At 65.6% G+C, this 13070-nt stretch carries 14 protein-coding genes; 9 read left to right on the forward strand and 5 right to left on the reverse strand.

Annotated features, from left to right (window positions below; all coding sequences use genetic code 11):
• Positions 1-236 precede the first annotated feature (236 nt).
• Complete coding sequence (locus HKK72_RS39645) at positions 237-623, forward strand: hypothetical protein (protein ID WP_222720234.1); 387 nt, start codon at positions 237-239, stop codon at positions 621-623.
• Positions 620-868, forward strand: coding sequence for a group II intron maturase-specific domain-containing protein (locus HKK72_RS42605; RefSeq protein ID WP_410050277.1), 249 nt, complete (start codon positions 620-622; stop codon positions 866-868). Before HKK72_RS39645 ends, HKK72_RS42605 begins: the two co-directional genes overlap by 4 nt.
• 1227 nt (positions 869-2095) lie before the next feature.
• On the opposite strand, the gene HKK72_RS02195 is transcribed toward HKK72_RS42605, so the two are convergent.
• From HKK72_RS02195 to HKK72_RS02205, 3 genes are all read right to left on the reverse strand, one after another.
• Positions 2096-2434, reverse strand: coding sequence for a hypothetical protein (locus HKK72_RS02195; protein ID WP_222720235.1), 339 nt, complete (start codon positions 2432-2434; stop codon positions 2096-2098).
• On the reverse strand, positions 2391-2717 hold the full coding sequence (locus tag HKK72_RS02200) for a hypothetical protein (RefSeq protein ID WP_187232510.1): 327 nt from the start codon (positions 2715-2717) through the stop codon (positions 2391-2393). The genes HKK72_RS02195 and HKK72_RS02200 overlap by 44 nt, the downstream gene beginning before the upstream one ends.
• Before the next feature lie 140 nt (positions 2718-2857).
• On the reverse strand, positions 2858-3727 hold the full coding sequence (locus tag HKK72_RS02205) for a hypothetical protein (RefSeq protein ID WP_187232511.1): 870 nt from the start codon (positions 3725-3727) through the stop codon (positions 2858-2860).
• 97 nt (positions 3728-3824) lie between these two features.
• On the opposite strand from HKK72_RS02205, the gene HKK72_RS42610 reads away from it, so the two are divergent.
• Positions 3825-3920, forward strand: a complete 96-nt coding sequence (locus HKK72_RS42610) for a type II toxin-antitoxin system RelE family toxin (protein WP_410050274.1) — start codon at positions 3825-3827, stop codon at positions 3918-3920.
• 237 nt (positions 3921-4157) lie between these two features.
• Here HKK72_RS42610 and HKK72_RS02210 read toward each other — a convergent pair whose 3' ends face one another.
• The gene (locus HKK72_RS02210; protein WP_187232512.1) at positions 4158-5006 is read right to left on the reverse strand and encodes a hypothetical protein; all 849 of its coding nucleotides are present in this window, start codon (positions 5004-5006) and stop codon (positions 4158-4160) included.
• Positions 5007-5220: 214 nt separating this feature from the next.
• Between HKK72_RS02210 and HKK72_RS02215 the strand changes: the two genes are divergently transcribed.
• From HKK72_RS02215 to HKK72_RS02240, 6 genes are all read left to right on the forward strand, one after another.
• The gene (locus HKK72_RS02215) at positions 5221-6615 is read left to right on the forward strand and encodes a polymorphic toxin-type HINT domain-containing protein (protein ID WP_187232513.1); all 1395 of its coding nucleotides are present in this window, start codon (positions 5221-5223) and stop codon (positions 6613-6615) included.
• A gap of 7 nt (positions 6616-6622) precedes the next feature.
• Positions 6623-6856 carry a hypothetical protein gene (locus tag HKK72_RS02220; RefSeq protein WP_187232514.1) on the forward strand — a complete coding sequence of 78 codons (234 nt, stop codon included), beginning with the start codon at positions 6623-6625 and terminating at the stop codon, positions 6854-6856.
• 13 nt (positions 6857-6869) lie between these two features.
• Positions 6870-7094 (forward strand): hypothetical protein, encoded by a 225-nt coding sequence (locus HKK72_RS02225; protein ID WP_187232515.1) that lies wholly within the window; start codon positions 6870-6872, stop codon positions 7092-7094.
• 573 nt (positions 7095-7667) lie between these two features.
• On the forward strand, positions 7668-8843 hold the full coding sequence (locus tag HKK72_RS02230; RefSeq protein ID WP_187232516.1) for a polymorphic toxin-type HINT domain-containing protein: 1176 nt from the start codon (positions 7668-7670) through the stop codon (positions 8841-8843).
• A gap of 134 nt (positions 8844-8977) precedes the next feature.
• Positions 8978-9409, forward strand: coding sequence for a hypothetical protein (locus HKK72_RS02235; protein ID WP_187232517.1), 432 nt, complete (start codon positions 8978-8980; stop codon positions 9407-9409).
• Between the two features lie 168 nt (positions 9410-9577).
• Complete coding sequence (locus HKK72_RS02240; RefSeq protein WP_187232518.1) at positions 9578-11074, forward strand: polymorphic toxin-type HINT domain-containing protein; 1497 nt, start codon at positions 9578-9580, stop codon at positions 11072-11074.
• A gap of 375 nt (positions 11075-11449) precedes the next feature.
• On the opposite strand, the gene HKK72_RS02245 is transcribed toward HKK72_RS02240, so the two are convergent.
• Positions 11450-12967 (reverse strand): LCP family protein, encoded by a 1518-nt coding sequence (locus tag HKK72_RS02245; protein WP_187232519.1) that lies wholly within the window; start codon positions 12965-12967, stop codon positions 11450-11452.
• Positions 12968-13070 lie beyond the last annotated feature (103 nt).

Genomic DNA, 13070 nt, shown 5'->3' on the forward strand with positions numbered 1-13070 from the left:
TATCTCCTCGTAGACCGTCGTACCACTTGGCACGGTGTCTACGGAAGCGGGAGGGGTCCCGCGGTGTTGTAGCCGGAGCGTCGCGCCCTATAACCGGTGAACCCGGGAAGTGGTGGTGTGCCGGGTGGGCGTCGGAGGCGGCCGTAGTACCGGTTGAGCCGGCCGGACAACATAACCGGCGGTGATGGGAAGGGCCGCTGCTTCGTCGATGCGCAGCGTTGTTAAGGAGGGGTCCGGTGAGTGCCGGTCAGGCTAGTCCCGCCGCGAAGGGATCACGTCCGCGTGATCCGGTCCCTGCCTTGCAGCATGCGCTTCACCGGGCGGCCAAGGTCGATCCCGGACGGAGATTCCTCGCCGAGGAGCCGGTCGAAGCCGAGCTCGGCTTGGAGCCGAAGCAGGCCAAGACCCGCATCATTCACCTTCAAGTCGGTGGTGACGGCTTTGAGTTCCTGGGCTTTCACCATTGGCTGGTGTGCTCCGGAGGGGATCGGGGCAAGCCGAAGGTGGCGTTCCTGGCTCGCTGGCCCGCGGACAAGGCAATGCAGCATGCTCGTGACCGGATCCGGGAGATCACCTCCCGGCGTTGGATGCTGCTACTGCCTGAGGCGATCGTAGAGAGCTGAATGCCTTCCTTCGCGGCTGGGCTGCGTACTTCCGCTATGGATACTCGGCCCAGCGCCTCAGCAAGATCAGACGATATGCCCAGTGGCGGCTGGCTCAGTTCCTCCGCAGACGCCACAGCTCCGGCGTTCGGCTGGCAGGTGCTGATCTGTTCCCAGCCGATCGACCTCGGCCTGATCAGCTTGTGGAATCACCGTCGCACCCAGGGGGGAAAGCCCTGGCGGGTGAAACCGAATACCGACGGTGAACGACGTCGGTGAGCCGTGTGCGGGAGAATCGCATGCACGGATCGAATCGGTGTGAGCTGGAAAACGGAGCACCCAGGCCACGGCCATCGGGGAAAGCAACAACCGACCGGGAAACCGGCGGAAGACAGGCCCCGAGCCCTACCGTCTGGAAACGCCGCCGCGCCAGCTCCCGACCCTACAGTTAACTTCGCTATAGCACTTAGTTAGTTCCACACGCCGTCTGTCGCTCGAATCTCTTTAAGGCTCATAGATTGGTCTTATCTTGAGGGCTGTGCTGCCTTATTTGGATGATGCTCATGGCATCGGTCGTGGAAACAGGAAGGCGCTCACTTTCTACCGACCGTACTCGGCCATCTGCCGCAACTTGCGGACCATATAGGTAACACGCTCGTGACCCGGATCGCACCGCGGTCCCGCTTCGAGCGCATCAGCGAGTAGGTGGAGCTCGCGGGGGTGCAACTTACTGTTCCCTACCCCTCTCAGTACAAAACGCACCATGACTCCCGTTTTGGCATCGCGCGCGACGAGCACCGAAGGCGGATCCTCGCCACGCATAGCTGGGTACCAGCCCAGCTTGACCTGACGTGTGGTCGCAAGGTCGCAGCGTCGTATGCCCGTCAAGTCCTTGACAATGAGCACGGTGCCGTTGAGCCATGCTCGCTGAAAGTCATAGCGCACTCGCCAGAACAGCGATGGCATAAGCAATATCCCAAGTGCACCCCAGAGAAGCGCTATCGAGTATCTATGGATCGCCGCCCAGACAGCCGCACCCTCGCCTGCAACGACGATAACGGACCAGATGACGGTTATGGTTCTAGGTGTAAGTTGTGAACGGTCCTTCGGCTGCGACCGCGTGACCCCCAGGGGCTGCCCGTCATCTGCTGTCATATGGTCATTATGCCTCATTGGGCCTACAGCAGCTCGGCTGCGGATATAGATTGCTCGGCCGGTTGGGCGCCGGCGGCATGGCTCAGGTGTATCTCGGTCGGTTGGCGGGCAGCATGGCGCGGTCAAGGTCATCAGGGATGAATTCGAGGGCCGATGCGCTGGTGCGCTTCCGGCGTGAAGTCGAAACCGTACGCGCGGTCCACAGCCCGTTTACGGCGCGGTCTACCGCGGATGTCCGCCCCCAGGTTCCAAGCCACGACGCCGCGCGGTCATGTAACCGCAGGGTGGTCAGACTGTGAAGAGCCGGAGTTTGACGCCGATGGAGTCGGCGAGGTTGGTCAGGTCATCGGGGTCGCTGGTGCGCTGGTGACGACGGAGGCTTGGTACTGGACGGCGGTGGTGACGACGATCGCGTTCACGACGTCGGCGGTCTCTGAGGCTCCACAGGCGACGCCAGCGGCGCGGCCGGTGCGCTGGTCGTCGGGGATGATGTCGCAGCCCTTGAGGACGCGGGAGATCTGGTGCTGGGGTCCGCCGCGCCAGGCTTGGGCGAGGACCACCACGGGCACGATCGGGCGGATGCGCGCTCTGGTCAGCCCATCATGCAGAGCGAGGAAGTCCGGGCTTCGCCACTCAGAATCCAGGAGCGCGCCGGTGTCGTAGACGATCGTGCGCACTATTCGGCCGCAGGGGCTCGTCATCAAGCGGCCCGGCTTCCATCAGGAACTCCCGGGCACGCTGCCGAGACACTTCGGGAAGCTCACCGCGCTCGTCCTCGTACTCGGTCACGAGCTCACGTGCGGCGGCGCGGCCTTTCGCGTGGAGGGTCGCAAGGTGGGCCTTCTCGACAGCGGCCTCGGCCAGCCATGCGGACACCGGCTTGCCCGCTTCCGCAGCCGCCGCCCTGATCGTTTCCACGATCTCGGGCGGTACCGAGATCGACAGCTTCTGTACGGTCATGTTCCCACCAAAGTGCACGGCCTTTTTCCTACCGCTTGGCCTCGGCCTCTCGGGTTGGACCCACCCATCGGCCGTGTTTCGCGAGCTGTGACGCTCGGCGCGGAGTGCGAAGTGGTGATCGGAGGAGCCAGCCGGGCTGATCAGCCGAACAGCTCCTCAACGGAATCCACGGTGGCGGCACGCTGGATCCATGTCTCGAGCTGGTCCAGATCGGTGCAGGAGATGATGCGCTCGCGGGCCTCGTCGGACACCGTCAGATGGCGGGCCTCCAGGAAAGAGAGGAGAGCCTTGGCCTCGCCCCGCGCCTCGCCCCGCGCCTCACCCTGGGCCTCCCCTATGGTGATGAATCGGCGGGCGAAGTCGCTCTCGAACTCGTAGGTGCTCGCCTTCATGATCTCCTCCAGGCAGTGACGGGCGACTACAGAGAGTTGCGACCGCACGTATTCATAGTACAGAAGGCCCCTGTCCTCATCGCCTTCCGTGACGGCATCGATCGCCGCGCACATCGCATCCAAGACGGCTTCCTGATGGGGGCCGTCCGCGTGCGCGGGCGCGCTTAGCACCGCGAGCTCGGGCAACCGCCGTGCCTCGGCGGGCTCCGTGGTCGGCGGGATCTGCGCCGGGGTCAGAACCAAGGGTGTGAGGACCCAACCTGGGTGACCGGTCTCGATCGGCTCCGCACAGGCGTCTGCGATCGCCTCATCGGGACACAGGACTAACAGCGCCACCGGGCACTCATGGCGAGCACGCAGCGTGGCGAGGTAGACCGGCCAGGTGAAGCGCTTGCGCCTGTCCGAACGGAGCTGCCGCTCCAGAACAATCCCCAGATCGGGGGAATTGGGGTCGCCCACGATGATCGTCCCGTCACACCGGAACTCAGTGGGATCGCAATCATTGAACACCTCCGATCCCAAGGAGATCTGTGCGAAGTCGGGCAGTTTGAAGCCGAAGACCGTCTGGAGCAGTTCGGCGGCGAGTTCAGGCCGGTTACGGAAGAGCTCCAGCGGCATCTCGTGATCGATAGACGGCACGATCGGTAAACTATCCGTAATCAAGCGACTGCATGAGGTTAACCATGAAGTTCGTGCTGCACCCTGGGTCGCCTGAGTGTTCTACGAGATCCACGACGGGAACCGGCTGGTCATCGTGATCATGATCGAGCACCGCGCCGACGCTTACTTCACGCCCGCGTCGAGTTCATAGACGTACACGGTGGGGTGGCGGGCGATGTCCTCCACCCGCCAAAAGTGCGGGTGTCGGCCTCGGCGTACAGTTTGCGTTTGCGGTCGCGTTCCTGCGAGTCGGGGGAGACGACTTCGACCATCAGCAGCACGTCCGCCGGCTGGTAGGCGGTCCGGCGCGGGCCGGGATGGGGCGAGCCCGGTCCGGGGTTGCGCATGCGCCCGCCGGGCCTCACCGGATCGCGCCGGAAGCCAGCGATCAGTCGTTCAGCGTGGCGACCTGGGCGGCCGGCGGGGCCTTGATGAGCACGGGCCCGCCCCACTGCGTGTAAGAGGCGGTGTGGAGCACCTTGGTGCTCTGCGGGGTCAGCATGGTGACCTCGTACTTGCGGGGCAGCCCCTTGTCGTCCACCCAGAGCCGCCAGGACAGCTCGGCCAGCCCGTTCTTGGCCATCTGGTCGAACGTGGGATCGGTCGCCATCGTCGCGGTCTTGGTGCGGCCGGTGTAGCGGCGGACCTGGGCGCCGTCCAGGGGCTCCGTGGTCGGCGTTCCGGTGAACGCGCCGTTTCGCACGAGGGCGAGCCCGGTGTCGGCGGAGACCTCGCGCAGGGACTGCTCGGTCTGGTTGTAGATGGTCGTGAAGACCTTGGCGAACGGGCCGAGCTCGGGGCTGCTCAGGTCCTGGCGGGAGAGCCGGATCCAGGGCTTGCCCGGCGCCTGCTCCTCGCCCTCGACCCGGGTGTAGATGACGCCGTCGGTCACCACCGCCTCGGTGGTGGTGGGCTCGGCCTTGTCCGACTCGATGATCGTCATTTGTGCGCTCGGCGACGGCGTGTCTGTACGGACCTGGGCCGTCACCTTCTCCTGCTGCTGTCTGTCCCCGGCCGTGGCGGACACGACGATCTCCGCGTGGAGCGTACGGGCGGCCTTCACCTGGCGAGAGATCACGTCGACCAGCGCGGCGGGCTGATCGGGCAGGGTGACCGGGGAGAGCGCAGCGACCGGAGCGGCGGTCTGCTTCTCCTTCGGCTTATCGTCACCGGAGCATGCGGCCGACCCCATGACGATGAGAACACCGGTGATGCCGATCGCTGCAAAACGCCTCATGTCCGGCAGCCTAACGCCGAGCGCGCCGGCGCCCCGGTGCCGACGGTCTTGAGTCTGATATTTGGGTCCGATCTTGGGCCCGTGGGCCCTTTTTCTGGGCCCAGCCGGTTGGTTGAGTGGAGGATTTGTCAGGACTAGAGGGGGGCCTCGGGTGTGTGGTACACGGCGGGACCGGGGCGAGGGCGCGGTCACTTATGTCACCGTAGTTCTTCTGGTGGCCTTGGTGGCGGCGGCGGCCGTGGTGGGAGGGGTCCCGCAGAACGTCGTCAGTGCGGTGTCGGCTGCGGTGTGCCGGGTGGGCGATGACAAGGACTGCGGTCCGGACGGTGTTCCCGGCGCGGGCGGGACGGGAAGTGCCTCGCCGGCCCCGAATGGCGGTTCGTCCACTCCGAATGGCGGTTCGCCGGTGCCGACCGTGCCCGGCTCGCCGGGTGGCACCGGCGGTGGGACCGGTGGCGGGACCGGTGGCGGGACCGGTGGTGATCCGAACGATCCGACGCTGCTCGAGTATCAGAACGCTTTGCGTGAGTCGAATGAGGCGAAGCAGGAGGCCTCGGCGGCCGAGAACGCGTTCGGGACGATCGACGAGGAGATCCAGGCCTTCCTCATTGACCTGATCGGTCTGACGGATGCGCAGAATTGTCTGACCAAGGGTGATATCGGGGCGTGTCTGTCCTCGGCTGCGCAGGTGGTTCCGTGGGGTAAGGCCTTCAAGATTTTGAAGTCGCTGCCCAAGGCCTACAAGTTGTGGAAGAAGTTCAAGAATCTGTGGGATCGGGTCAACGCGGCCCGTAAGCGTCGTCAGGCGGCCGAGTCCCGGCTGGAGAAGGCGCTTCAGGCGTGCAAGACCCGTCCGAAGAACAGCTTCGTGCCGGGCACGCCGGTGTTGCTGGCCGACGGTTCGCGAAGACCGATCGAGGATGTGCGGGTCGGTGATCGGGTGTGGGCGTCCGATCCCGTCACCGGCGTCAGCGGCTCCCGCCCGGTCACCGCTCTGATCACCGGGTCCGGCCACAAGGAGCTCATCGACGTCACCGTCGATCCCGACGGCCTTCCGGGCGGGCCGCGTGTCGTCGTGACCGCGACCGACGGGCACCCGTTCTGGGTGGCCAACGCCGCGGCGTGGATCGACGCCGAGAACCTGGTCTACGGCGACACCCTCATCGCTCCGGGCGGGCGTTCGGCCTCGGTGGTGGGCATCCGTGAACGCACCCGGGTGCAACGGGTGTACAACCTCACCGTCGCCGGCCTGCACACCTACTACGTCGCAGTCGGCGGTACCGACGTTCTCGTCCACAACCAGGGGCCCGAGGACGAATGCGGTCTCTCGCCCGACGACCTGGCCGACCTCGAGGAGGACGCGGCGCTCATGGCCCGGCACTCGGGCCGGGCGGACGAACTCGGCTTCTCGAGCGTCGACGATATGGCCGACCACCTCACCAACGTGATGAAACCGGGATCCGGAGCCATCAAGCGGAGCGATCTCAAGAATGGCCGGGAGGCTTGGTACGATGAGAGCAAGGGGCTTGTCATCATTCGTAACACGCAAGATCCCACGCGCAGCACTGTTTATCGGGGAACATTGGACGACCTACTCAAGTTGACGTGATTCTCACATGAACTGGGAAATCAGCAAGAGCGGCGGGGTCGACCTGTCGGTGGATCGCGAGGAATTCGCCATCATCGCGGTCTGTCTTTCCCGGCTGAAGCATGTCCTGACGTCCGAGCAACTGGAGCAGGCGCTGAAGATGTCTAGGGACGAGCTCGACGCGCTCTCTTGGAACATGTCGATGGCTCAGGGCGACTATCACCGGAAATTCGGTGGCGGCCCCCAGGTCGAGTTGTCGTGACCAAGGGAGAGCGGTGACCGTGGCCGACTGGAGCATAGAGAGCAGAGACGAGATCATCCTGCATCTGAGCATGGCCGAGGCGCGGGCGATCGTCGGCGGCGTGCTTTCTTTCGTCCCCCGGTTTCATGATGAATTCATGGACACGATACTCGGTATCGACTTCCCCGAGTTCAGCGACTTCGCCGGTCGCCTGGAAACGCTGATGGAGGAGCTGCCCGGCATCCGGGATGCTGACTGATCATTGTCCGCGAGCCTGCGCGCGGACGGTTCCGCGGCGCGATCCATGGAACCGTGACGTGCGAGCCCACGTCCAAGTCGTGAGCTGACGAAGAGCATTCCCACGCTCACGGATGGCGACCCATGTCGGCGGTGGTCGAATTCGGTTCGCGGCCGTGACCGACAGATCCGCCGGATTGTCTCCTCGGGGCCTTTTGCTCGGTCGTGCTGTTTGGTTGGGTGGAGTTTCGCTCTGCGTCAAAAGGAGGACCTCGGGGTGCGTGGTGGGCGGTGGGACCGGGGCGAGGGGACTGTCAATTACGTCACGGTGGTCCTGCTGGTGGCGGTGGTCGCGGCGGCCGCCGTGGTGGGGGGAGTACCGGGGAAGGTCACCAGTGGGATCTCGGCCGCGGTGTGCCGGGTCGGTGACGAGGGTTGTGACTCTGGTGGCCCGGATGGGGGTCCTTCGCCGACACCGGGTGGCGGTTCGCCCGGTGTGCCGGTTTCTTCGCCGGATGTGGCCGGTTCTCCACCGGGTGCAGGTGCCGGTGGTGGTGACACGGACGATCCGACGCTGCTCGAGTATCAGAACGCTTTGCGTGAGTCGAATGAGGCGAAACAGGAGGCTTCGGCCGCCGAGGGCGAGTTCGGGACGCTGGATGAGGAGCTCCAGAGTTTTCTGATCGATCTGATCGGTCTGACGGATGCGAAGAACTGCCTGGGCAAGGGTGATATCGGGGCGTGTTTGTCGGCTGCCGCGCAGGTGGCGCCGTGGGGTAAGGCCTTCAAGATTTTGAAGTCGCTGCCCAAGGCCTACAAGTTGTGGAAGAAGTTCAAGAGTCTGTGGGATCGGGTCAACGCGGCCCGTAAGCGTCGTCAGGCGGCCGAGTCCCGGCTGGAGAAGGCGCTTCAGGCGTGCAAGACCCGTCCGAAGAACAGCTTCGTGCCGGGCACGCCGGTGTTGCTGGCCGACGGTTCGCGAAGACCGATCGAGGATGTGCGGGTCGGTGACCGGGTGTGGGCGTCCGATCCCGTCACCGGCGTCAGCGGCTCCCGCCCGGTCACCGCTCTGATCACCGGATCGGGGCGCAAGGACCTGGTCGATGTCACCGTCGCCCCTGACGGCCTTCCGGGCGGATCGCGGGTGGTCGTGACCGCGACCGACGGGCACCCGTTCTGGGTGGCCAACGCCGCGGCGTGGATCGACGCCGAGAACCTGGTCTACGGCGACACCCTCATCGCTCCGGGCGGGCGTTCGGCCTCGGTGGTGGGCATCCGTGAACGCACCCGGGTGCAACGGGTGTACAACCTCACCGTCGCCGGCCTGCACACCTACCATGTGACCGCCGGCGGTACCGACGTTCTCGTCCACAACCAGGGACCAGAGGACGAATGCGGCCCTGGCGATCCGACCGTCAAGAGACCCGACGACTTCCCCGTCGATCCTCCGAGCGGGCCGATCACCGGCGGGGTCCCCGCCAAGTTCAGGGATCACTTCCAGCGGCACAAGGCACTGCTGGAAGCGATCACCGGAAAGAAATACAAGAAGTTCAAGGAGGACGGGCCGACCTTCCTCAAGGACCTCGACGACATGATCAAGAACGGGACGCTGAAGTACGAGGGACCCGGGAGCATGAAGAAGGGCACCGAGTGGGGGTACGTGTTCCGCAATGACCAGGTGACGCTGGTGCTGAACAAGGATGGCTCGTTCCGTACGCTCCTGGAGCGCGGGAAGGGCATCGATCTGAGCATCATCATCGACAAGGCGTGACGGGGGAACGGAAAGATCTCATGGTCGATAACGCGCTGGATCGGCTTGTCTCGTTGCTTCGGCAGGAGGTCATAAATAACGTACTGGTCACCGGATATGTTGATCGGTCTGAGCGAATTCCCCAGTTCCGGCCGGTGCCGGACACGGTGTACCTCGAACTCGGCCACGGCCTTCTCCGGATGGACGCGATCGGCCAGTACGACCAGTTGAAGCTCTCTCACGTGGCCGAGATCGCGCTGGAGGACATCGTCGTCGACGAGGACGATGAACCGGCGGTCGGTTCATACGAACGGACGTTCCTGACCTTCGGATCGACGGAGCCCCGTTGTACGGGCCTGCGTTACTGGACCGATGAGAGGTCCGACCCCGGCGCGGGGGTCGTCAAGTGTCTCGGGATCGAGATCGACGACGTGGATACGATTTTCGCCGACCCCACCTGGCACTTCGGTATCCACCTCGGCACCGCCGAGCATCTCCAGAGGTGGCGACGCGATCATTTCGACCCGGCACGCGGGATGCGTGAGGTCTCCTGGTCTCGTTCGCACGACGCCAAGGACGTGAGTTGACGGCCCACCGGCTTCTCGGCGTTGCCCACTCGCATATTTCTGAACAGTCCTTGTCGTTGTCAAGGGTGGGACTCAACGGATCTCGTGTAGTGCGATTGGGCCTTTAGGCTCTTTCTTCCCATCCGGGCCCTTGATTGGGTGGAGGATCGTCGACGGCAGGGGGCCTCGGTGCGTGTGCGGTTGGATCGGGGCGAGGGCGCGGTCAATTACCTCGCGGTGATCCTGCTGGTCGCCGCTGTGGCGGCGTCGCTGGTGGCGGGGGGCGTGCCGCAGAAGGTCACGGGCGGGATCTCCGGCGCGGTGTGCCGGGTGGGCGGTGACAGGGACTGCGACCAGGGCGGTGGGACCGATTCCGCGGTCAGTCCTCCGGCGACTCCGAGCGGTGGTGGGTCGACCGGGCCGGCGGTGCCGGCGCCCGGTTCCTCGGCACCCGCCGTCCCGCCCACCGCGCCGGGGGATACCGGGGGCGGTCCCGGTGGAACCGATCCGAATGATCCCGCGGAGCTGGAGTTCCAGAACGCCATCGACGAGTCGGGGGCGGCGCAGCTGGAGATGGGCGCCGCCGACGGAGAGTTCGGCCGGTTCGACGAGGAGATCAAGGCTTTCCTGGCGGACCTGATCGGTATCACCGATGCCCAGAATTGTCTCACCAAGGGTGACATCGGGGCCTGCCTGACGGCCGCCGCCGGGGTGGTGCCGTGGGGCAAGGCGTTCAAGATCCTTAAATCGATTCCCAAGGCGTACAAACTGTGGAAGAGGTTCAAGAGCCTCTGGGACCGGGTCAGCGCCGCCCGCCGGCGTAACCAGGCCGCCACGACGCGGCTGGAAAAAGCAGCACGAGTCTGTACGGCGGGCACCGGCAACAGCTTCGTGCCAGGCACGTCGGTGTTGCTGGCCGATGGTTCGCGAAGACCGATCGAGGACGTCGCCGTCGGCGATCGCGTATGGGCGACCGATCCAGTGCTCGGGCGGAGCGGGCCCCGGGCGGTGACCGCGCTGATCACCGGGGCGGGCCGCAAGAATCTGGTCGACATCACCGTCGATCCCGACGGGCTTCCCGGCGGGCCCCGCGTCACGCTCACCGCGACGGACCGGCATCCCTTCTGGGTCGCCAACGCGGCCGCATGGGTCGACGCGCGTGATCTGTCCTACGGCGACGCCCTGGTCACTTCGGACGGCGGACCGGCGTCGGTGCTGGTCACCCGCGAACGCTCCCGGGTCCTGCGGGTGTACAACCTGACCGTCGGCGACCTCCACACGTACTATGTGGAAGCCGGGACCACACCGGTCCTGGTGCACAACGCCGCTTGTTTCAACATGATCCCCCTCGGTGGGGGGTCGATGCAGTCCCCCGCCGGCCTGGTGTACAACCCCGGGTCCGTCCACGGTCATCGGTTGCGGCACCTGCTGGCCCATGGCTCACGTTCGCAGCCGGATCCCGGCAAACTGATCAACACTCAGTTCAAGACGTATGGCAGAGATCTGCTGCAAACCGTTGACAAGGCATGGGCGAAGAGGGGAAAGCCGACCCACAGCACTGATCGCACCGACGAGTATGTGATCGACATGGGTGAGGACGTCGGTACGCGCGGAGAGAGGTTCATCAAGATCATCGTAGAGAAGGACTCGAATAGAATCTTGACGGCGCATCCCACGCCGATCTGATCTCCTAAGTGCGGTGCATGATGTGTTGCGAACCCTTTAAACCGTCCGAGCCCTTCGAACGTTCGACGAGCCGGCCATGAAGAAGTACTTGTGCGGGCAATGCCGAGCCGGTTGGGCCGGCCGGTATCGAATCATCCGGACAGGCCTCATGGTGTGGGTCTGCGAGGAGTGCGATTCGCTCTGGCTGGACGACCGGAGAACGGGAAAAGGGGTGAGCCTGGGGGCTCCAGACCTCGAGCTCGACCAGATACTGGCTCCACCCGACAGTAACCTCTACATGTACGTAGAGCGATATGCCGGCCCGGGGACACCGACGGATTGGCAGCAGATCGAGCCTGTCGACGATGAGTCGTAAGTCCGCCGCAGAGCAGGGGGTCAGGCGCCCTTGCAGATGTTCTGGTCGGCGCGGACCTCGCGGGCGCCGGTGGGGCCCTGGCCCTTCAGTCCCTTCCAGTCCTTGCCGAGGATCAGGTAGACGACCCCCGCTGACACCGACTTGCTCGCCTGGGGCTTCACGCCCGGCACCAGTTCGGCGAGCGTGGCGGCGTTCCGCGCGGCGCCGGCGCCGTACAGGATCCGGGTCTTGGCCGCGGTGCCGCTCCGCAGCGCGCCCGGTGTGCCGACGATCCTGTACCGCTTCGCCTTGAGCCGGTCCGCGACCTCCGCGGCCTGGGCGGCGGGGCCGGCGCCGTTGTCGACGCGCACCCTCAGGACGCTGCGGTTCACCGACTTCTCGGCGGCGGACTTTCCGGTGGTGGGCGTCGGCACCGGATCGGGCACCTTGGTGTCCTTGCGGATGGCCTCGAAGAGCGGCTCGGCCTGCGCGCGGTCCAGTGCGACCCGGTTCGGATCCGGTGCGTAGGCGCCGAAGGGCACCGTCACGAAGCGCACTCCGCCGGCGTCCATGCCCTTGATGCTGCCCGCCAGCTTGCGCATGTCACCGACGCTGAAGTCCTTGTCGGTGCTGATCGACTTGGTGGCCGCGTTGAGGAAGCGGACGAACTTGCCGGGATCGGTCAGCATGTCCGAGCTGCCGGCCTTCTGCACCACCGCGGACATGAACTTCTTCTGCCGGTCGATGCGGTCGAGGTCCGAGCCGTTGCCCAGCCCGCCGGTACGGGTGCGCACGTAGCCGAGGGCCGCGTCGCCCTTGACGGTCTGGCGGCCCGCGGGGAGGTTCAGCCTGGCCTTACGGTCGTTGATGGCGCGCGGAAGGCAGATCTCGACCCCGCCGAGCGCGTCCACCACCTGCTTGAAGCCCACGAAGTCGATCACGACGAAGTGATCGATGTGGATTTGCGTGAGCTCCTCGATCGTCTGCCAGGTGCACGAGGGGCCGGCGAAGGCGAACGCGGAGTTGATCATGCCGAACTGGGCGGGGGTGGCCGAGCTGTTCTTCCTCTTGCACGAGGGGATGTTCACCATCAGGTCGCGCGGGAAGCTGATCCCGATCGCCTCGTCACCCCCCGGCGACAGATGCAGGAGCATCGTGGTGTCGGCGCGCGCCCCGTCCAGCGTGCCGTAGGCGGCGTTCTCGCCGGCCCGGCTGTCGGAGCCGATGAGCAGGATGTTGACGGCCTTGCTCTGCTTTTTCGGCCGGTTCTGGCCGAGCAGGCCGTTGATGTCCTGCTTGTCGATGTTCCCCTGGAGCTGCCGGTAATAGGCATAGCCGGCACCGGCTCCGGCGATCAGGATCGCCACCATCGAGAACGCGGTCCACTTGAGGACGCGCCTTCGCCCGCTGCGCTTCTTCGGCGGGGCCTCGCCGTCTCCGGGCGGCGTCGACTCGGCGGCGGCCTGGTCGGCCGGGCCCGAACCGGTCTCGGCGGCCGTGCCACCGTTCGGCTCGCCGCCCTCGGGTCCGCCGCCCCCGTGCTTCGATGATTCAGACATGCGAGTGCCGCTCGATCGCCGCTTCCACAGTGGCTCCCCGGTGTAGAACGCTCCGCCGCATTATGCCGGAACATCCGCCCGCCCCGGACGTCGCCGGACGTGC

This window comes from Actinomadura sp. HBU206391 (assembly GCF_014323665.1).
Lineage (GTDB): Bacteria > Actinomycetota > Actinomycetes > Streptosporangiales > Streptosporangiaceae > Actinomadura_C.

What these genes read in the sequence shown, in the direction of transcription:
- HKK72_RS02210 (WP_187232512.1), bottom strand. Translation starts at nt 5,006, where the DNA reads ATGAGGCGTTTTGCAGCGATCGGCATCACCGGTGTTCTCATCGTCATG.
- HKK72_RS02205 (WP_187232511.1), bottom strand. Translation starts at nt 3,727, where the DNA reads ATGCCGCTGGAGCTCTTCCGTAACCGGCCTGAACTCGCCGCCGAACTG.
- HKK72_RS02200 (WP_187232510.1), bottom strand. Translation starts at nt 2,717, where the DNA reads ATGACCGTACAGAAGCTGTCGATCTCGGTACCGCCCGAGATCGTGGAA.
- HKK72_RS02245 (WP_187232519.1), bottom strand. Translation starts at nt 12,967, where the DNA reads ATGTCTGAATCATCGAAGCACGGGGGCGGCGGACCCGAGGGCGGCGAG.
- HKK72_RS02220 (WP_187232514.1), top strand. Translation starts at nt 6,623, where the DNA reads ATGAACTGGGAAATCAGCAAGAGCGGCGGGGTCGACCTGTCGGTGGAT.